Genomic DNA, 18,292 nt, shown 5'->3' with positions numbered 1-18,292 from the left:
TCCATTGCGTCTACGACAGGTGCGCGGCGATTCAACACGGCTCCGCGCAGAAATGCAACGTTGTATCACCGTCGGTGCCCGCGAGCGGGCTTCCGGCGGGCGCCAGCAGTCAGGCGCGGCTGCTCTCCCGGACGAGCAAGCGGTGCGGCACGACGGCGTCGACCGGGTCCACCGCCCGGTTCGCGAGCTGCGTGAGCACCCTGTCGACCGCCGTCTCGGCGATCGCCCGCAGGTCGGGCGCCACCGTGGTGAGCGACGGGTTCGCGAACCGGCCGTCCTCCGTGTTGTCCCAGCCCGTGACCGCGAGGTCCTCCGGCACGCGCACGCCGTTGCGCCGCAGGGCGTGCAGCGCGCCGAGGGCGAGCTCGTCGTTCGCGCACATGAGGCCGTCGATCTGGTCGATCCGGGGCAGGGCCGCCTCGACCGACTCGGCTCCGGCCGAGCGGGAGAACTCGGCGGCCCCGAGAATCCAGCGCTCGTCGACCTCGACGCCGGCCGCCGCGTGCGCCTCGCGGAACCCCTGGACGCGCTGCGCGCCGGTGCGGGCGACGCCGCGCGGCTCGTCGCCGAGGAACGCGAGGCGCCGGCGACCGGACTCCAGCAGGTGCTGGGCGACCTCGGTGGCCGCACGCACGTTGTCGATGCTGACGTGGTCCGTCCGGCGCTCCCGCGCCGGGTCCTGGTCCGCGCGCTCACCGAGCAGGACCAGGGGGACCGGGCCGCGGACCTCGTCGATCTCCGCCGGGAACAGCTCCAGCGGCGAGAAGATGATCCCGTCGATCGACTGCACGTCGAACCCGCGCGCGACCTCGAGCTCCGTCTCCCGCGTGGACCGGGTCTCCTCGATGAGGACGCGATAGCCGCGGGAGTTGCCGACGTCGATCATCTCGTGCGCGAGCGCGGAGAAGTACGGGGAGTGCACCCACGGCACAGCGAGAGCGAGCGTGTTGGTGCGCCCGCGGCGCAGCTGCCTGCCCGCGAGGTTCGGGCGGTAGTCCAGCTCCGCGATCACCGCCTCCACGCGCGCCCGCGTCGCGGCGCCGACGCGCCCGGTGTCGTTGACCACGTTGGACACGGTCTTCCAGGAGACACCCGCAGCGGCGGCGACCTCCTTGATGCCTACCCGACGGCTCGCTCGTTCCGACAACCCTTCACTTCCTTCCGCCCCTTCGCCCCTTGACGGGACGCGCAGCCTAGTCCATCGTGATCCAACGTTGGAGCGCAACGTTGCACCATGGGAGGTCGATGATGACCGTGTTTCGAGGACGCGGTATCGCAGGGCAAGGACGCCCCGCGGCCGGGTCAGGAGCCCGCATGCGCGCGGGCGGCAGTCCAGGAGTGAGCAGGCGCGATGTGCTGCGGGCCGCTCTCGTGGGAGCAGGCGGCATCGCGCTCGGCGGCTCGCTCGCCGCGTGCGCGACGCCCAGCGCGGCGGGCGCAGGCCGACCGGCCGTCATGATCTGGGACCTCTTCTCCGGCGGCGACGGCGCGCTGATGCAGGAGATGGTCGCGGCGGTCGCGGCGGAGAACCCTGACATCCGGCTCGACTCCACCACGCTCGCCTGGGGCTCGCCGTACTACACCAAGCTGGCGATGGCCTCGTCCGGCGGGCGGCCGCCCGAGGCCGCCGTCATGCACATGTCGCGCCTGGCGGGGTACGCGCCCGGCGGCCTGCTCGAGCCGTTCGACCTCGACGCGCTCGCCGCGCTCGGCGTCCGGCAGGAGCACTTCGCGCCTGCCGTGTGGGAGAAGGCCCAGTACGACGGGCAGCTCTACGCCCTGCCGCTGGACACCCACCCGTACATCCTGTTCAACAACCCCGAGCTCGTGGGCCAGGCCGGCCTCACCGGGGCGGACGGCAAGCTCGACTACGACGCGATCTCCGGCACCGACGGGTTCCTCGCGGCCGGCCGCGCCGTCGCCGAGGTCACGGGGGAGACAGGCGTCGGCTGGGGCTACCTGCGCGACCCGGCCGGCTGCTGGCGCATGTTCTGGGGCCTCTACACCCAGAACGGTGGCGGCTACGACCTGGTGCCCGGCCGCAAGGCCGAGCTCGACGTCGATGCCGCCGTCGAGGTCTTCGAGTTCCTCCAGGAGATGGTCGACGGCACGGTCGCGGCGCGGAACCAGGACGGCGGTGCGGCGTCGGGCCGCTTCATGTCCGGCCGTGCGGGCATGATGTTCAGCGGCGAGTGGGACCTGCCGATGTTCCGCGACGCGCTGCCCGAGGTCGGGGCCACACCGTTCCCCACCATCTTCGACCAGCCGGCCAACTACGCCGACTCCCACGCGTTCGTGCTGCCGCGGCAGGCGCACGCCGACCCGGCCGCCCGCGAGGCGACCTACCGGGTCCTCGCCGGGCTGCTCAAGCAGAGCATGACGTGGGCCTCGGCCGGCCACATCCCGGCGTACCAGCCCGTCGTCGAGCAGGACGCCTACCAGGAGCTCACGCCGCAGCGCGACTACGCCCGGGCGGCCGAGATCGCCGTGTTCGACCCCGACGTGTGGTTCTCGGGCGGCGGCAGCGACTTCCAGAACCGGATGGGCGACGCGATGACCGACACGCTGTCCGGCGAGGCGCCTCCGCGCACCGCCGTCGACCGCATCCTCCGTGAGATGGACCGGCTCCTCTCCCAGCCCAACCCCGCCTGATCGAGAGGACGACGATGACCGTCTCGAACCCCAGCATCACCGCCCCCGCCGGGAAGGCGCCGGTACGGCAGCCCGCCGGCGCCGGCGCGGCGGGAGGTACCCGCAAGTCCCTGCGCGAGCGTGACAGGTCCGGGTACCTCTTCGTGGCCCCCTTCGCCGTGGCCGTCGGCTTCTTCCTCGTCTGGCCGACGCTCTACGGCCTGTGGATGAGCTTCACCGACCAGAGCCTCACGGGCACCGGCAGCGAGTTCATCGGCTTCGACAACTACGCGGAGGCGTTCAGCGACCCGCAGGTGTGGGAGACGCTCCTGCACACGCTGTGGTTCACCGTGCTGAGCACGGTGCCCCTCGTGCTCGTGGCGCTGATCATGGCGCTGCTCGTGCACACGGGCCTGCCCGGCCAGTGGGTCTGGCGCATGTCCTTCTTCGCGCCCTACCTGCTGACCAGCGCCGTCGTGTCCGCGCTGAGCGCGTGGCTGTTCCAGCCCGACATCGGCCTGCTGGACACGTGGATGACCCAGCTCGGCCTCCAGCCGATCGGGTGGCTCACCGACGAGGACGTCGCGATGTTCTCCATCGCCCTGGTCACCGTGTGGTGGACCGTCGGCTTCAACTTCCTGCTCTACCTGGCGGCTCTGCAGGGCATCCCGCAGCAGCAGTACGAGGCGGCGACCATCGACGGCGCGGGCGGCTGGCGCCGGCTGTTCTCCATCACGCTGCCCCAGCTGCGCACCATCACCGGCGTCATCGTCGTGCTGCAGCTCCTGGCGTCCCTCAAGGTCTTCGACCAGATCTACCTGCTCACCGGTGGTGGGCCGAACGGCAGCACGCGGCCGATCCTCGAGTACATCTACGACACGGGCTTCACCAACTACCGGCTCGGGTACGCCTCGGCGATCTCCTACGTGTTCTTCGCCCTGATCCTCGTGTTCACGCTGGTGCGGCTCATGCCCGCCAGGAAGGAGGCCTGACATGTCCGTCGCCGACCTGGTCGCCGTCCGTCGGGCGAGCGCAGCGCAGCAGCGTGCCGAGAACCGGACCCTCACCAAGCTGACCATCGGACCGTCTCCGTGGGCCCGTGCGGGGGCGCTCGCCGCCCTGATCGTGCTCGCGGCGCTGTGGCTCGTGCCGCTGGCGTGGGGCACCGTGACGAGCTTCAAGCACGAGGCCGAGGCAGCGCTGCCCGCGTCGTGGTGGCCCGCGCAGGGCTGGACGCTCGAGGCCTACCAGCAGGTGCTGAGCAACAGCGACCTGCTGGTCTGGATGTGGAACAGTCTCGTCGTGGCCACGCTCGTCACGTTCCTCACCGTGCTCATCTCCGCGATGGCGGCGTTCGCGTTCTCGCAGACGATCTTCAAGGGGCGCGGCCTGCTGCAGTGGCTGACCATCGCCTCGATCATGATGCCCGGTCAGATCCTCATCGTGCCGCTGTTCCGGCAGATGCAGGCCCTCGGCCTCGTCGACACGTTCTGGGGCATCGTGCTGCCGCAGGTGGTGGCGCCGGTCATGGTGTTCATCCTGAAGCGGTTCTTCGACGCGATCCCGAGCGAGCTGCTCGACGCGGCCCGCATCGACGGCGCCGGGCCGTGGCGGCTGTTCTGGACCATCGTGCTGCCGCTGTCGCGGTCGATCCTCGTGGCCGTCGCGATCTTCGTGTTCATCGGCGCGTGGAACAACTTCCTCTGGCCGTTCATCGTCACGACCGACCCGCAGTTCATGACGCTGCCGGTCGGCCTCTCGACGGTGAAGAACGCCTACGGCGTGCAGTACGCGCAGAACATGGCGTCCGCGATGATCGCGGCGCTCCCGCTGCTCGTCGTGTTCATGCTGTTCCAGCGGCGCATCGTGCAGGGCGTCGCGACGACGGGCATGGGAGGGCAGTAGTCCGTCAGAATGAGGGATGGCGACCCCGACCCCGCATCCCTCGCAGCGTCCGCACCTCGCCGCGGTGGTGGAGGACCACCTCTACGCCGCGGCGGGGTGGACGCTGTCCCGCCTCGGCTGGCGCCCTCGCCTGGAGGCGTACACCGGCTACGGCACGCCCGAGCGCGTCCGCGTGCTCGCCCGGGTGCTGCTCGCCCCGCGCGGGCACACGGGCCCCGACCGGGACCTGCTGCGTGCCGGGCGGCGCGGCTTCCGGCACTACCTCACCGTCCCGGCGCCGCACCAGCGCGTGCGGGTCCAGGTCGGCGCCACGACGTCGGACGTCGCCAGCGACCGGGCGGGGTACGTCGACGTCGAGGTGCCGACGGACGAGCCGTTGGCCGCCGGCGCGCACCGGGTGACGCTCACCTGCCCCGACGTCGCCGAGCCCGTGGTCGGTGAGGCGACGGTCGTGGTGCTCGACGAGAGCACCCGGTTCGGCGTCATCAGCGACATGGACGACACGACCATGGTGACGGCGGTGCCGAGGCCCCTGCTCGCGGCGTGGAACACCTTCGTGCGTCACTCCAGCTCGCGGCGTGCCGTGCCCGGGATGGCCGAGCTCTACCGCACGCTGGGCGAGGCCCACCCGGACGCCGCCTTCTTCTATCTGTCCACCGGTGCGTGGAACACCGCGGGCACGCTGCGCGCGTTCCTCGAGCGCAACGGCTACCCGGCCGGGCCGCTGCTGCTCACCGACTGGGGGCCGACCCTGACCGGCTGGTTCCGCAGCGGCCCCGCGCACAAGGATGCGAGCCTCGAGCTGCTCATGTCGTGGTTCCCGCACGTGCGGTGGCTGCTCGTGGGCGACGACGGCCAGCACGACCCGGAGATCTACGACCGGGCCGCGCGCCGTCGCCCGGGGCGGGTGCGGGCCGTGGCGATCCGCGAGCTCACCGGCGGGCAGCAGGTGCTCGCGGGCAACGCGCCGACCGGCGGCGGCGACCCGGAGCGGGACGCCGACGCGCCGGTGCCGACGGTCACCGGTCGCGACGGTGCCGAGCTCGCCCGCCGCCTCGCCGAGGTACCGGGCCTGCTGTGACGCGAGGGGCCGGGAGCCCAGGTCGCGGGGGCCGCGGCCGGCTCAGGCGGTGACGAGGTAGTCGTCGGCGTCGTCGTCCCAGGCGAGGGCGACCGAGCCCGCTGCCTCCGCCGCCTTGGCGAACTGGAGGAACCCGCGGAAGCCGAGGGCCTTCTCGGAGAAGTCGGGACGCTTCTTGCGGATCGCGTTCTTCAGTCCCGACAGGGCGGCCGAGCCGTTCTGCTCCTGCACCACTGCGCGCAGCAGCGTGAACGCGGCGTCGGTGTCGCCCTGCTCGGGCAGCGAGACCTCGGGGTCTCCGGCCGACGGGCCCGTGGCGAGCTCGACGAAGCCGCGGTCCGCGAGGAACCGCAGGAACTCGCCGAACGTGCGGAAGCCGTAGTCGGACTCGCTGAACGTCGGGTCCTTGCGCAGCAGCGTGCGCTTGAGCGCGGAGGCCGTAACGGCGCCGCTGGTGGACGACTGCAGGTCGGCCAGGGTCTGCGCCACGCGCACCTCCATGGGCACGTCGTCGTCGGCCTCGTCCGGCGTCTCGTCCGCGCCGGTCCCGACGACGTCGGCCTCGGCCTCGGGCACCAGGTCGACGGGCGCCGGAGCGGGCTCGGCCTTCTTCCGGCGGCGGCCGCCCGACCGGGCGGGTGCGGTCTCGGTCGTCTCGGCAGGCTCCGCGGTCTCGGTGGGTTCCGTGGCAGCGGGCGTCTCGGGCTCCGCGGTCGTCTCGGGCTCCGCGGGCTTCCGCCGCGCCGGGGTCCTCGCCGGGGTGCTCTTGCGCGTCCGGGACGTGCGCTTCGGGGCGCCCTGGTCCTCCTCGGGCACCTCGACGCCCTCGAGGCGGTCGTAGAACAGGAACTCGTCGCACGCGGCGGGCAGCAGGCGGGACGTCGACTTCTCGACGCCGACGCCGATCACGCGCTTGTTGAGCTCGCGCAGCTTGTGGACGAGGGGGGAGAAGTCGCTGTCGCCCGTGCACATGACGAACGTCGAGATGTAGTCGCGCTCGAAGGCCATCTCGATGGCGTCGACCACCATCTTGATGTCGGCGGCGTTCTTACGGGAGGCGCCCATGCGCTGCGTCATCTCGATGAGCTCGACCTGGTGCCGGGTGAGCATGCGCCGGTCCTCGTCGAAGTACGACCAGTCCGCGTAGGCGCGGCGCGCCACGACGCGGCCGCGGACGGCGAGCGCGTCGGCGATCGGACCGAAGTCGAACTGCATCCCGCCCAGGTGCTCCCTGGCGCCCAGCGCCAGGTTCTCGTAGTCGATGAAGACTGCCAGGCGTTCCTCGAGGTCCATGCCAGCCACTCTAGGGGGTCTCGTCCCGTGGCATCGGACGAACAGGACGGGCCGGCAGCGCACGAGCGCTCCGCATGCAGAAAACGGCGAGCGGGTGAAACGGTGTCGGCAGGGGCCGTTTCGCCCGGACTTCTGACGGCTCGTTCCTTACTATCAGGGCATGGCCGAGGTCAACGGGGGGCCTGAGGACCCGATCTCCAGCCGCAGCCGGATCATCGCGGCCGCGGTGCGCCTGACGTGCGCGCACGGCTGGTCGAAGGTCACGATGGGCCGCCTCGCGGCCGAGGCAGGGGTGAGCAGGCAGACGGTCTACAACGCCGTCGGCAGCCGCGAGGACCTCGCGGAGGCGATGGTGCTCACGGAGTCGGCCGGGTTCGTGTTCTCGATCGTCGAGGGCTTCGACGCGCACCCCGACGATCTGCTGGCCGGGATCCGCGCGGCCCTCGAGCGCACGCTCGAGATCGCGCAGGACAACGCCCTGCTGCGGGCGATCGTCTCGGCGACGCACGGGGCGGACACCGAGCTGCTGCCGCTGCTCACGACGCACGCGGAGTCGCTGCTCGGCACGGTCAAGGTGGTCATCGCGGACCGGGTGGACCGGTACGGGCTCGACCTGGAGCCGGACCGGGTGGCTGCCGTGATCGACGTCGTGGTGCGGACCGCCCTGAGCCACGTCATGCAGCCGTCGGCGACGCCGCGCGAGACCGCCGACGAGATCACGTGGATCGTGTCCCGGGTGCTAGGGCGTACTCTCACGAGCTCCTGATCTCGTCCGCCGCACCGTCCACCGGCGCGCCGCTGCGGTTGACGCCGGGCCAGGGCGGAGGAGGATCGAGTCATGCGGATCGGTACCCACCTCATGCGTTTCGACTCGATGGACCCCGCCGACATGCGCACCGGGCTGGCCGACGCCGCGCGGTACGCCGACGAGGGCGGCGTCGCCTGGATCTCCGTGATGGACCACTACTTCCAGATGGTGCACCAGGGGTTCCCTGCCTCCGACCCGATGCTCGAGGCCTACACCACGCTCGGCTACCTCGCGGGTGTGACCGAGAAGGTGCAGCTCGGCGCGCTGGTCACGGGCGTGACCTACCGGTACCCGGGGCTGCTCGCGAAGATCGTCGCGTCCCTCGACGTGCTCTCCGGCGGCCGCGCCACCTACGGCATCGGCGCCGCCTGGTACGACAGGGAGCACGCTGCGCTCGGCGTCCCCTTCCCGCCGCTCAAGGAACGCTTCGAGATGCTCGAGGAGAGCGTCCTCATCGCGCGGCAGATGTACGACCCGGAGAACGACGGCCCCTTCGAGGGCACGCACTTCCGGCTCGCCGAGACGCTCTGCTCGCCGCTGCCGCTGTCCAGGCCGGAGATCATGATCGGTGGCTCGGGCGAGAAGCGGACCCTGCGCCTCGTGGCGCAGTACGCCGACGCGTGCAACCTGTTCGCCGAGAACCCTGACCACCTGCGCCACCTCCTGGACGTGCTGCGCCGGCACTGTGACGACGTCGGCAGGGACTTCTCCGAGATCCGCGTGACGATGCTGCACCGGGGCACCCCGATCGGCCCCGGCGACACCGCCGCCTTCGTCGACGAGATGCGCGGCTTCTCGGGTCAGGGCGTCGACACCGTGATCCTGCGGCCGCCCGCCACCTCGCCGGCCGCGTGGGTGCGTGACGCCGTGCTGCCGGTCGTGGAGCCGTGCGCGGAACTGTGACGACCCGCCCCGCCGCCTACCCTGCCGACCGACCCGCCGACCGACCCGTGGGCTCGCCCGCCACGGCGCGGCCCAGCACGACGGGGCAGCCGGCCAGGTGGTCGTCCACCAGCCCGCAGGCCTGCATCGCCGCGTACGCCGTGGTGGGGCCGACGAACCGGAACCCCTCCTTCTTGAGGGCCTTGCTCAGCGCCGTCGACTCGATGGTGGTGGCGGGCACCTCGGTGAACGTGGTGGCCCGTGCGCGTCCCGCCGGGTCGGGCGCGAACGACCAGAACAGCTCGTCGAGCGTGCGTCCCGCGTCGTGCAGCGCCACGACGGCACGCGCGTTGGCGATCGTCGCCTCGATCTTCATGCGGTTGCGGATGATGCGGCTGTCGGTGAGCAGCCGCTCGACGTCGTCGGGCCCGAACGCGGCGACCCTCTCGGGCTCGAACCCAGCGAAGACCTCACGGAACGCGGGCCGTTTGCGCAGCACGGTGATCCAGGACAGGCCCGACTGGAAGCCCTCGAGCGCGATCCGCTCGAGCAGGGCGGACTCGCCGTGCACGGGCACGCCCCACTCGGTGTCGTGGTACGTCTCGTAGAGCGGGTCGCCGTCGCCGAAGCAGCGCGCGGCCGCGGCAGGCCGCGGCGAAGGAACGGTGTGTGGTTCGTTGGTCACGGGACCACTCTGACGCACGCCACCGACACCCCGGCGCGTGCCGGTCGGCGGGCTGTGTACGACGTCCGGAATCCGCGACCTGTGGTCACGGTCCCGGGCACCCGGGACGCGACCCGGGGGCCGCGTCAGCCCTCGTCCGGCAGCGCCCCGCGTCGCCGGAGGTAGGCCTCGACGCCGTCGAGGAGGATCTCGATGCCGAAGCCGACCTCGTCGTCGGGGGCGGTCGGGGCCGCGGCGTCCCAGGTCGAGAAAGCGGCGAACAGGTGCGGGTAGCCGCCCGGGCCCGCGTACCGCACGAGCAGCGCCTCGAGGGCGGCCCAGGGGTTGGCGGCCTCGACGGCCGCCGGGTCGAGCTCCGCCTCCGGTGTGGAGGCGGGCAGGCCGGAGTCACGCAGCACCTGCTGCACCGCCGCGCGCCGGGACTCGACCTGCACGCGCGCCTCCCCGAGCACGTGCTGCGCGAGCAGGCCGATCACGGCCAGCTTCTCGTCGGCCGGCAGGTCGAGCGTGCGCATGGCCTTGAACGCCTGCTCCATCCAGCGCACCCGGTGCGGACCGGGCGGCGCCGACGACAGCGGCAGCTCCAGCATCCAGGGCCGCCGGATCCCCATGTCGATCTGGGCCCGCGTCCACAGCTGGAGCCCCTCGCGCCAGCCGGCCCCGTCGGGGATCTCGGGTGCGTCGGCGGCGACGGCGTCGACCATGAGGAGCAGCAGCTCCTCCTTGTTGGCCACGTGGCGGTACAGGGCCATGGGGGTGTAGCCCAGGGTCTCGGCGACCCGGGCCATCGAGACGGCGGGCAGGCCCTCGGCATCGGCCAGCTCCATCGCCGCGCGCACGATCTGCGTCGTCGACAGCGCAGGCTTCGGCCCACGGCGCCGGGGCGTGTCGATGCCCCACAGGCGCCGCACGGCGGGGGGCAGCTCCGGCTGCTCTGGCGTCGTGTCGGTGCTCATCGGTCCCATCCTGCCCGAGTCGAGGCCGGCCGCACGGCCGAAACTCTCTTGACCATAAACTGTTTACGCTCCACACTAATGCGTGTACGCCATAAACTAAGACCTGCGAAGGGATCTCCGATGACCGCGATCGTCACGGCGGAAGGGCTGCGCAAGTCCTTCGCCCGGCGGGGCGCACCGCCCACGCCCGTGCTGGACGGGCTCGACCTGGAGGTCGACGAGGGCACCGTCCTCGCGCTGCTCGGGCCCAACGGCGCGGGCAAGACCACCACCGTCCGCATCCTGTCCACGCTCCTGCGGCCCGACGCCGGCCGGGCGACCGTCGCGGGTCTCGACGTCGTCGCCGACGCCCGCCGCGTCCGCGAGCTGATCAGCCTCACCGGACAGCAGGTCGCCGTCGACGACAAGCTCACCGGTGCCGAGAACCTCGCGATGATGGGCCACCTCGCGCACCTGCCGCGGCGCGCGATCCGTGACCGCGTGGAGGAGCTGCTCGCCGCCTTCGACCTCACCGCCGCCGCGGGCCGCCGCGTCGGCACCTGGTCGGGAGGCATGCGACGGCGCCTCGACCTCGCGGCGGGCCTGCTCACGCGCCCGCGCGTCATGTACCTCGACGAGCCGACCACCGGTCTCGACCCCCGCTCACGGCAGGCGCTCTGGGACGTCGTCCGCGACGTCGTCGCGGGCGGCACGAGCGTCCTGCTCACCACCCAGTACCTCGAGGAGGCCGACCGGCTCGCCCAGCGCGTCGCGCTCGTCGACGGCGGGCGCGTGGTCGCAGAGGGCGCACCCGCGCGGCTCAAGCGCGAGGTGGGCGAGGCGGGCGTCGAGCTCGACCTCGCCTCGGCCGCCGACGCCGCGCGCGTCGCCCGTGCGCTCGGACCGGTCTCCGTCGACGGCACCCGCGTCCGCGTGCCGACCGACGGGTCCGTCGCGCACGTGCGGTCCGTGCTCACCACGGTCGAGGACACCGGCGTCGTGCCGGAGCACTGGGCCGTGCGGGCGCCCACGCTCGACGACGTGTTCCTCGCGCTCACGGGTGAGTCCGGCGCCGCGGAGCGGCCGGCGAGGGCGGAGGTGGCGGCATGACCGCGGTGCTCCGGGACGTGACCACCCTGTCCGTGCGCGGCCTGCGCCTCGTCCGGCGCGACCTCGACGCGATGATCACGGCGGTCGTGCTGCCCGTCGTCATCCTGCTCCTGTTCGTGCTCGTGTTCGGCGGTGCCCTCGACACCGGCACGGGGTACATCACCTACGTGACGCCGGGCGTCATCCTGCTGGCCGCGGGGTTCGGCGCCGCCAACACGGCGCTCGCGGTCGAGCGCGACATGTCCGGCGGCATGGTGGAGCGGCTCCGGTCGATGCCCGTCGCCGCCTGGACGGTGCTCACCGGGCACGTGGTCGCGAGCCTGGTGAAGAACCTCGTCTCGACCGCGATCGTGTTCGGTGTGTCGATCCTCATGGGCTTCCGTCCCGAGGCGACCGCGCTCGAGTGGCTCGCCGCGGTCGGGGTGATCCTCCTGTTCGTCGGCTGGATCACCTGGCTCGCGGCGCTGGTGGGCGTGCTCGTCCGGTCGCCCGACGCCGCAGGCGGGTTCACGTTCGGCGTGATGTTCCTGCCGTACGTGTCCAGCGCGTTCGTCCCGGTGGAGACGCTGCCGACCTGGTTGCGCGGGTTCGCGGAGCACCAGCCCGTGACCCCCGTGATCGAGACCGTGCGGGCGCTGCTCGCGGGCGGGACCGTGCCGGGCGACGTCGTCGCCCTCGCGCTCGCGTGGTGTCTCGGGCTCGGTGTCGCGTCCGCCGTGGCGGCGGGCCTGGCCTTCCGGGCGTGCCGATGACGGCCGCGGGCACCGCACCGTCGCCCACCGCCCCGGCGCCCGCGGCCCGTGCCGCCCGGCCGGTGCGCTGGTGGCGCCGTCCCTGGATCGCGCCGCTCGCGCTGGTCACCGCGGTGTTCCTCGTGACGGCGCTGCCCCGGTACGTCGGACTCGATCCGGCGCTGTCCCTCGTGCCGACGGACCGTGGCCCGGCGTTCTACCCCGCGCTCGTGACGCACATCTTCGCAGGCTCGGTCATGCTCACGGCCGGGGTGCTGCAGCTGTGGCCGTGGTTGCGGGCCCGCCACCCCCGCGTGCACCGGTGGAGCGGGCGGACCTACGTGGCGGCGGCGCTGGTGACCGGGGTCGCCGCGCTGGTCACTGCCCAGTTCCCCAGCGGGGGAGCGGGCCAGCAGGTGGCGAACACGTTCCTCGCGGTCCTGCTGCTCGCCTGCACGCTGCTCGGGTTCCGGGCGGTGCGGCAGCGGCGCTTCGCGGACCATCGCGAGTGGATGGTCCGCAGCGCCGCCCTGGCCTTCTCGATCGTGACCAACCGGTTCTGGGGGCCGGTGCTCATCCTCGTCTACGTGCCCGGCGCGCTGACCGACGGAGACGTGGCGTTCGGCGACCCCCGGATCGAAGGGGCTGCCGTGGCCTCGGCCTGGGTGTCGTGGGTCGTGAACCTGCTCCTCGCGGAGTGGTGGCTGCACCGCAGGAAGCCGGGGCCCGCCCACCGGCGCTGACGAGCCCCGCGGCCTGTGGAAAACCCGTGGGGGATGTCAGTGGCCCAGGACACACTGGTCCGCATGACATCGACGACGAACGACGCCGCGCCCACCGCAGAGGCTGAGCAGAAGCAGATCCTCAAGCAGTACCTCCAGGAGACCCGTGAGGCCCTCGTGTGGAAGGTCGAGGGCCTCACGGAGAAGCAGGCACGATGGCCGCTCGTGCCGTCGGGCACCAACCTGCTCGGCATCGTGAAGCACTGCGCGAACATCGAGATCGGCTACTTCGGGGCCTGCTTCGGGCGGGAGTGGCCCCACCCGGACCAGCTCGTGTCGGAGGATCTCTGGCGCGAGGACCCGCAGGCCGACTGGTACGCGACCGCCGAGGAGTCGGTCGCGTCGGTCGTCGACCTCTACCGTCGGGCCTGGGCCTTCTGCGACGAGACGATCGATACGCTCCCGCTGACCGCCGTCGGCCGCGTGCCGTGGTGGCGCTCGCGCGAGGTCACGCTGTTCCGCATCCTCGTGCACGTCAACGACGAGGTGGCACGGCACGCCGGCCACGCCGACATCCTGCGCGAGCTCACCGACGAGTCGGTGGGGCTGTACGCCGACAACACCAACATCCCCGACCTCGGGGACGGCGGGCAGGCCGCGTACGTCGAGAAGCTCAAGGCGCTCGCCGAGCGGGCCGGGGACTGACGCCTGCGGGTAGCGCGCGATCGGGGTATTCGCCACACTGCGCCCATGGCCATCGACCACGAGCCGAGCGCACCGTCCGGACCGACCGACGCACCGCCCTCCGGGCACGAACGGGACATGTCGCCGCAGGTCGCGGTGGCGTCGAGCACGATTCCCCGGCCCGCTGAGGGCGGGAGCATGCGGCCGCTCCTCGTGTTCCTGGTCGTCGCCGCCGTCGCGCTCGTCGGCAGCATCGTGTTCGCCCTGGTCCGACTCGGTGACGGCAGGGAGCTCGACCGGCTCGCCGCGGCGCGGGCCGAGGTCGTGCAGGTCGTCGACGAGGGGCGCGCCGCCCAGGAGGGCCTGGCCGACGAGGTCGCCGCGGCGGAGGAGGTGCTCGGGGCCACGCAGGGCAAGGTGGTCGACGACGCGCTCCGGACGGCGCTCGCTCGCCATGTCGACGAGGCCGAGCAGCTCGGCGCGCAGCAGCCGCCGACCGTCCCGGAACCCGGGACGGCGGGACTCGAGGCGCCGGAGGACGCCGAGGTCCTCCGGGCGCGGGCGACCGAGTGGGCGGAGGGGGTGCGCTCCGCCGCCGCAGGCCTGGCCGCCGCGCGGGAGGACGTCGAGGCCTCCCACCGGGCGTGGCAGGACGAGCGTCGGGCCGAGCAGGCACGGGCCGAGCAGGCCGCCGACCGTGCCGCCGACCTCGAGACCGCGCGGAAGCGCCTCACCACGGTCACCGACCAGCTCGCCATCTCGGTGCGTGACTCCGCGTACACCCTCGACTGGTCGCAGGGCCTCGGCGCGCCCGAGGAGGTGCGCGGGGCTCTGGCGACGTGGCGCAAGCACGGTCAGGCGGCGCTCGACGCGCAGGCCGACCCGGACGACCTCGCGGCCGTGAACGCGCTGGTCGACCGGAGGGAACAGGCCCGCCGCACCATCGAGGCGCGGGCCTGGGACGTGCGGGCGACCGTGGCGGACGGCTCCAACGGGCGGATCGCGATCGACTCGCTGTGCAAGGTCGGGGTCGGGCCAGAGGGTCAGGACCAGTACCTGCGCTGCGACGCGGCCGAGGCCTGGAAGACGCTGGACCAGGCGTTCGCGAAGGAGTTCGGCAAGCCGCTGCGCGTCGAGTACGGCTACCGGCCCTTCGACTGGCAGCTCCAGGCGCTCGACGAGTTCGGCGCGGGCCAGGTCGCGGCACCGGGCACCTCGAACCACGGCCTGGCGGTCGCCGTCGACGTCCCGGTGGACGACGGCTTCCGGTTCGGGCAGCCCGAGTTCGCGTGGCTCGCCGCGCACGGCCCGGCGCAGGGCTGGGTGCACCCGGAGTGGGCACGCGCGGGCGGCGGTCGTGAGGAGCCCTGGCACTTCGAGTTCGTCGGCTGACCGCGGCGCACGGGATAATGGGTCGGTGCAGTGCCCTCACTACGACGCCGGCCGCTGCCACTCCTGCACCCTCCTGGAGATCGACTACCCCACCCAGGTGCTCGACAAGGAGCGGCACGTCGCAGCGCTCCTCGAACCCGTCTCGACAGGCCTGACCTGGCTGCCCGCCGTGACCGGGGCGGAGAGCGGCTTCCGGAACAAGGCCAAGATGGTGGTCAGCGGCACGGTCGCGGCACCGGTGCTCGGCATCCTCGACGGGGCCGGGCGCGGTGTCGACCTCACCGACTGCGGCCTCTACCCCACGGCGCTCGAGGCGTCGTTCGGCCCGCTGGCCGCGTTCGTCACCCGCGCGAACCTGGAGCCCTACCAGGTCTCCGGCCGCGGCAGACGCGCCCAGCAGCGTGGCGAGCTCAAGTACCTGCTCGTCACCCTCTCGCCCGACGGTGAGCTCATGGTGCGGTTCGTGCTGCGTTCCCAGGAGGCCGTCACGCGCATCCGCAAGCACCTGCCCTGGCTGCAGGCCGAGCTGCCTGCCCTCGCCGTCGCGTCCGTGAACATCCAGCCTGCGCACGCGGCCGTCCTGGAGGGTGACCTCGAGATCCCTCTCACGGAGCGGACGACGCTCCCGATGCGCATCGACGACATCACGCTCGACCTGCGGCCGCAGAGCTTCTTCCAGACCAACACCGCCGTCGCGACCGAGCTGTACCGGCAGGCGAGGGCCTGGGTCGACGAGGTGGGGCCGACGAGCCTCTGGGACCTGTACTGCGGTGTCGGCGGGTTCGCGCTGCACTGCGCGGCACCCGGGCGCGCGGTCACCGGCATCGAGATCAGCGCCGAGGCCGTGGTGGCGGCCTCGGGCACGGCCGAGCGGCTCCGTGCGGGGGCCGACGGCGACCGGTTCCGTGACGTCGAGTTCGCGGCCGGTGACGCCACGGCGTTCGCCGTCGGACCGGACGCGCGCGAGCTGCCTGAGATGGTGATCGTGAACCCGCCGCGTCGCGGCATCGGCGCGGAGCTCGCCGGCTGGCTCGAGTCGTCCGGGATCGAGCACGTGCTGTACTCGAGCTGCAACGCGACGACGCTCGCCCGGGACCTCGCCGCCATGCCCACCCTCCGGCCGGTGCGCGGCCGTCTGCTCGACATGTTCCCGCAGACCTCGCACTACGAGGTGCTGGTCCTCCTCGCTCGGTCGTGACCGTCGGGACGGCCCTGGTGGTCGTGCCCTGGCCAGGTGCGGCCGTCCGTGCGGTGGTCGCGGCGCGGGTCGTGCGACCCGGACCGGTCCTTCGCCGCCTGTCCGGGCGGGCTGTCCTTGGCGCTGTGCCCCGGCGAGGTGTCCTTCTTCGCTTGTCCGGGCGGGGTCTTGTCCGTGGTGCCCTGCCCTGGGGGTGTGTCCTTCTTCGCTTGTCCGGGCGGGGTCTTGTCCGTGGTGCCCTGCCCTGGGGGCGTGTCCTTCTTCGCCTGTCCGGGCGGGGTCCTGTCCGCCGCGCCCTGACCCGGGTCGTCCTTCTTCGCCTGACCGGGGGGAGCGGCCTCCTTCGTGGCCTGTCCCGGCGGCACCCCGTCCTTCTTCGCCAGCCCGGGCGGCACCCCGTCCTTCTTCGCCAGCCCGGGAGGCACCCCGTCCTTCTTCGCCAGCCCGGGAGGCACGGCGCCGCCGTCCTGGCCCGCGTCGTCCCGCCCCTCGTCCTTCGCCTGTCCCGGCGGCACCCCGTCCGTGGCGGTGAGGCCCGGCGGCACACCGTCGGTGGCGGTCAGGCCGGGCGGCACACCGCCGGACGTGTCCGAGCGGCGCGCCGTGAGTCCCGCCTTCGCCAGGCCGGGCGGGACGAACGCCGTCTGCCCGGGCAGGTCGGCCGGGCCGGCACCCGCCGGGCGCGGCGCGGCGCCCTGACGCGCGTCGGGCGTGCGGCCCGCCGTCCGGTGGTCCGCTGCCTCGACGCTCACCGTGCCCGGCTCCCACGAGGGCACGCCGACCGTCCCCGCGATGGTCCCTGTGCCCACGGCGGTCGACACGACGAGCCCGCCGGCCACGGTCGCGGCGAGCGTCGTGGGGTCGGTGAACGCACTCCGCAGCACGACCGCCGCACGCGTCCCGAGCGAGGCGAGCCAGCCTGCGACCCCTCCTGCGGCGCCCGCGCCCGCCGCGACGCCGGCGCCGCTCGGTGCGGTGGCGGCCCCGAGCAGCAGCACCGGCGCGACGGCCCGCAGCATCCAGTACGACTCCCGGACGTCGACGAAGGCCCGGGTACAGCCCGCGCACCGGACCATGTGGTCCTCGACCGCCTGCCGACGGTGGGGCAGGAGCCGGTTGCGGACGAAGTCGTGCAACGAGGCCCGGGTGCGTCGGCACTCCGCGCCTTCGGCGGCGTCGGCGTGCGTCTCGGCCACGCTGCTCGCGAGGCGGTTCTCCGCGCGGCGCAGCCGACGCCGCGCGGCGTAGGGCAGGAGACCGATGTCGTCGGCGATCGCGTCGACCGGCCGGGACGAGACGTGGTGGTCCCAGAGGAGCTGCCGCTCGGTGGTCGAGAGCCGGTCGAGCGCCGAGCCCAGCACCTCGAGGTCGACCGTCCGCACGGGTGGCTCGTCCGTCGTCGCCGGGAGAGCCGTGTCGTCGTGCGCCATGGCCTCCGCGACGTCGAGCGCGGAGGTGGTCCAGAACGCGACGGGGTCGTCGACGCAGCCCGCGCGGAGCAGCTCCGCGCACAACATCTCGAGGCCGCGGCTCGCCGCGAGCTCGGGGTCGACGCCCGGGACCCTCCGGGCGACCGTCGCGACGACGGCACGGCGGTGCGCGGCCCACTGTGCCAGGTCGGTGCTGGTCACGGCCACGTCGCCCCCTTCCGACCCGAGGCCGTCCGCGCCGCGCGCGCAGCTCCCCGGGCGTGCATGCTCGCAGAGACGGGACGCCAGGGGAAGAGCCACGTGCGGTCCGCCGCGCACGAGGCGGGGTGATCCGTGCGCGCGCACGACGACGAGCGGGACCGGTCAGAGGCCCGCGCGTCCATCAGCCACCGGCCGGGGGCTGAACGGTCGGCGGAGGTGTGACCGTGCCGAAGAGCAGCGCCCAGAGCTGGTCCAGGGTCATGCCGACCAGGTCGATGCCCGGCAGCCCCGAGAGGCCGAGGCTCGCCAGCAGGCCGGTCAGTGCCGTGCCCACGCCGGGGGTCTGCGGGGGCGCGGGCTCCTCCGGCTCGGACGGGGGTGTCGGAGCGGGGGGTTCCGGCGTCTGCGGCGGCTCGGGCACCTCGGGCTCGGCGACGACCGGCGGCTCGTCGCTCCCGGGGTCGGCGTCGCCTCCGGGCGCGGGGCGACCCGGCTCCGGCGCCTCGTCCTCACCGTCGGGCCCCGGTGCGGGGCGCGTCGCCGGCTCGGGCTCGGCGTCGACAGGGGCAGGCACGGCCGACCCGGTCGTCGGCGCGCCGCCGCC

General features: G+C 73.2%; 17 protein-coding genes and 1 pseudogene. 12 read left to right on the top strand and 6 right to left on the bottom strand.

Features of this window, described 5'->3' with window-relative positions; all coding sequences use genetic code 11:
• Positions 1–109: 109 nt before the first annotated feature.
• The gene (locus tag HLB15_RS00090) at positions 110–1,147 is read right to left on the bottom strand and encodes a LacI family DNA-binding transcriptional regulator (RefSeq protein ID WP_171102467.1); all 1,038 of its coding nucleotides are present in this window, start codon (positions 1,145–1,147) and stop codon (positions 110–112) included.
• Positions 1,148–1,338: 191 nt separating this feature from the next.
• Here HLB15_RS00090 and HLB15_RS00085 point away from each other — a divergent pair, with 191 nt between their 5' ends.
• Genes HLB15_RS00085 through HLB15_RS00070 form a run of 4 tightly spaced genes read left to right on the top strand, consistent with a single transcriptional unit; the run spans position 1,339 to position 5,617 of the window.
• On the top strand, positions 1,339–2,652 hold the full coding sequence (locus HLB15_RS00085; RefSeq protein ID WP_229784914.1) for an extracellular solute-binding protein: 1,314 nt from the start codon (positions 1,339–1,341) through the stop codon (positions 2,650–2,652).
• Positions 2,653–2,666: 14 nt separating this feature from the next.
• Positions 2,667–3,623 (top strand): carbohydrate ABC transporter permease, encoded by a 957-nt coding sequence (locus tag HLB15_RS00080; RefSeq protein WP_171102465.1) that lies wholly within the window; start codon positions 2,667–2,669, stop codon positions 3,621–3,623.
• A gap of 1 nt (position 3,624) precedes the next feature.
• Positions 3,625–4,536 (top strand): carbohydrate ABC transporter permease, encoded by a 912-nt coding sequence (locus tag HLB15_RS00075; RefSeq protein WP_171102463.1) that lies wholly within the window; start codon positions 3,625–3,627, stop codon positions 4,534–4,536.
• A gap of 16 nt (positions 4,537–4,552) precedes the next feature.
• On the top strand, positions 4,553–5,617 hold the full coding sequence (locus tag HLB15_RS00070) for an App1 family protein phosphatidate phosphatase (protein WP_171102462.1): 1,065 nt from the start codon (positions 4,553–4,555) through the stop codon (positions 5,615–5,617).
• 42 nt (positions 5,618–5,659) lie between these two features.
• Here HLB15_RS00070 and HLB15_RS00065 read toward each other — a convergent pair whose 3' ends face one another.
• The gene (locus HLB15_RS00065; protein ID WP_171102460.1) at positions 5,660–6,910 is read right to left on the bottom strand and encodes a PIN domain-containing protein; all 1,251 of its coding nucleotides are present in this window, start codon (positions 6,908–6,910) and stop codon (positions 5,660–5,662) included.
• Positions 6,911–7,070: 160 nt separating this feature from the next.
• On the opposite strand from HLB15_RS00065, the gene HLB15_RS00060 reads away from it, so the two are divergent.
• Complete coding sequence (locus HLB15_RS00060; protein WP_171102458.1) at positions 7,071–7,676, top strand: TetR/AcrR family transcriptional regulator; 606 nt, start codon at positions 7,071–7,073, stop codon at positions 7,674–7,676.
• A 72-nt stretch (positions 7,677–7,748) separates the two neighbouring features.
• On the top strand, positions 7,749–8,621 hold the full coding sequence (locus HLB15_RS00055; protein WP_171102456.1) for an LLM class F420-dependent oxidoreductase: 873 nt from the start codon (positions 7,749–7,751) through the stop codon (positions 8,619–8,621).
• Between the two features lie 16 nt (positions 8,622–8,637).
• On the opposite strand, the gene HLB15_RS00050 is transcribed toward HLB15_RS00055, so the two are convergent.
• Together HLB15_RS00050 and HLB15_RS00045 are read right to left on the bottom strand one after the other, a co-directional pair.
• A complete protein-coding gene (locus HLB15_RS00050; RefSeq protein ID WP_171102454.1) occupies positions 8,638–9,285 on the bottom strand; it encodes a DNA-3-methyladenine glycosylase I in 648 nt (215 codons plus the stop codon).
• Between the two features lie 125 nt (positions 9,286–9,410).
• A complete protein-coding gene (locus tag HLB15_RS00045) occupies positions 9,411–10,241 on the bottom strand; it encodes a TetR/AcrR family transcriptional regulator (RefSeq protein ID WP_229784913.1) in 831 nt (276 codons plus the stop codon).
• Positions 10,242–10,361: 120 nt separating this feature from the next.
• Between HLB15_RS00045 and HLB15_RS00040 the strand changes: the two genes are divergently transcribed.
• The 6 genes from HLB15_RS00040 to rlmC all read left to right on the top strand — a co-directional run bounded on the left by HLB15_RS00040 (position 10,362) and on the right by rlmC (position 16,057).
• Positions 10,362–11,330: an efflux ABC transporter ATPase subunit, DrrA-related gene (locus HLB15_RS00040; RefSeq protein ID WP_171102450.1), complete on the top strand. Its 969-nt coding sequence runs from the start codon at positions 10,362–10,364 to the stop codon at positions 11,328–11,330.
• On the top strand, positions 11,327–12,082 hold the full coding sequence (locus tag HLB15_RS00035) for an ABC transporter permease (protein ID WP_171102448.1): 756 nt from the start codon (positions 11,327–11,329) through the stop codon (positions 12,080–12,082). Before HLB15_RS00040 ends, HLB15_RS00035 begins: the two co-directional genes overlap by 4 nt.
• Complete coding sequence (locus HLB15_RS00030; protein WP_171102622.1) at positions 12,079–12,804, top strand: DUF2306 domain-containing protein; 726 nt, start codon at positions 12,079–12,081, stop codon at positions 12,802–12,804. The genes HLB15_RS00035 and HLB15_RS00030 overlap by 4 nt, the downstream gene beginning before the upstream one ends.
• A gap of 63 nt (positions 12,805–12,867) precedes the next feature.
• Positions 12,868–13,488 carry a DinB family protein gene (locus HLB15_RS00025; RefSeq protein WP_171102446.1) on the top strand — a complete coding sequence of 207 codons (621 nt, stop codon included), beginning with the start codon at positions 12,868–12,870 and terminating at the stop codon, positions 13,486–13,488.
• A 45-nt stretch (positions 13,489–13,533) separates the two neighbouring features.
• Positions 13,534–14,859 carry a M15 family metallopeptidase gene (locus HLB15_RS00020; protein WP_171102444.1) on the top strand — a complete coding sequence of 442 codons (1,326 nt, stop codon included), beginning with the start codon at positions 13,534–13,536 and terminating at the stop codon, positions 14,857–14,859.
• Positions 14,860–14,884: 25 nt separating this feature from the next.
• A complete protein-coding gene (gene rlmC, locus HLB15_RS00015) occupies positions 14,885–16,057 on the top strand; it encodes a 23S rRNA (uracil(747)-C(5))-methyltransferase RlmC (RefSeq protein WP_171102442.1) in 1,173 nt (390 codons plus the stop codon).
• Here the strand turns inward: rlmC and HLB15_RS00010 are convergent.
• Together HLB15_RS00010 and HLB15_RS00005 are read right to left on the bottom strand one after the other, a co-directional pair.
• Complete coding sequence (locus HLB15_RS00010; RefSeq protein WP_171102440.1) at positions 16,024–17,688, bottom strand: collagen-like domain-containing protein; 1,665 nt, start codon at positions 17,686–17,688, stop codon at positions 16,024–16,026. The genes rlmC and HLB15_RS00010 overlap by 34 nt on opposite strands.
• Before the next feature lie 181 nt (positions 17,689–17,869).
• A pseudogene (locus HLB15_RS00005) lies at positions 17,870–18,292 on the bottom strand (hypothetical protein); the annotation flags it as partial.

Origin of the sequence: Promicromonospora citrea (assembly GCF_013004695.1) — a bacterium.
GTDB classification, from domain to species: Bacteria; Actinomycetota; Actinomycetes; order Actinomycetales; family Cellulomonadaceae; genus Promicromonospora; species Promicromonospora citrea.
The sequence above is the reverse complement of the archived record's forward strand: the minus strand, read 5'-3'. Positions and strand labels throughout refer to the sequence as shown.

What these genes read in the sequence shown, in the direction of transcription:
- HLB15_RS00080 (WP_171102465.1), top strand. Translation starts at nt 2,667, where the DNA reads ATGACCGTCTCGAACCCCAGCATCACCGCCCCCGCCGGGAAGGCGCCG.
- HLB15_RS00075 (WP_171102463.1), top strand. Translation starts at nt 3,625, where the DNA reads ATGTCCGTCGCCGACCTGGTCGCCGTCCGTCGGGCGAGCGCAGCGCAG.
- HLB15_RS00070 (WP_171102462.1), top strand. Translation starts at nt 4,553, where the DNA reads ATGGCGACCCCGACCCCGCATCCCTCGCAGCGTCCGCACCTCGCCGCG.
- HLB15_RS00065 (WP_171102460.1), bottom strand. Translation starts at nt 6,910, where the DNA reads ATGGACCTCGAGGAACGCCTGGCAGTCTTCATCGACTACGAGAACCTG.
- HLB15_RS00060 (WP_171102458.1), top strand. Translation starts at nt 7,071, where the DNA reads ATGGCCGAGGTCAACGGGGGGCCTGAGGACCCGATCTCCAGCCGCAGC.
- HLB15_RS00055 (WP_171102456.1), top strand. Translation starts at nt 7,749, where the DNA reads ATGCGGATCGGTACCCACCTCATGCGTTTCGACTCGATGGACCCCGCC.
- HLB15_RS00045 (WP_229784913.1), bottom strand. Translation starts at nt 10,241, where the DNA reads ATGAGCACCGACACGACGCCAGAGCAGCCGGAGCTGCCCCCCGCCGTG.
- HLB15_RS00040 (WP_171102450.1), top strand. Translation starts at nt 10,362, where the DNA reads ATGACCGCGATCGTCACGGCGGAAGGGCTGCGCAAGTCCTTCGCCCGG.
- HLB15_RS00035 (WP_171102448.1), top strand. Translation starts at nt 11,327, where the DNA reads ATGACCGCGGTGCTCCGGGACGTGACCACCCTGTCCGTGCGCGGCCTG.
- HLB15_RS00030 (WP_171102622.1), top strand. Translation starts at nt 12,079, where the DNA reads ATGACGGCCGCGGGCACCGCACCGTCGCCCACCGCCCCGGCGCCCGCG.
- HLB15_RS00025 (WP_171102446.1), top strand. Translation starts at nt 12,868, where the DNA reads ATGACATCGACGACGAACGACGCCGCGCCCACCGCAGAGGCTGAGCAG.
- HLB15_RS00020 (WP_171102444.1), top strand. Translation starts at nt 13,534, where the DNA reads ATGGCCATCGACCACGAGCCGAGCGCACCGTCCGGACCGACCGACGCA.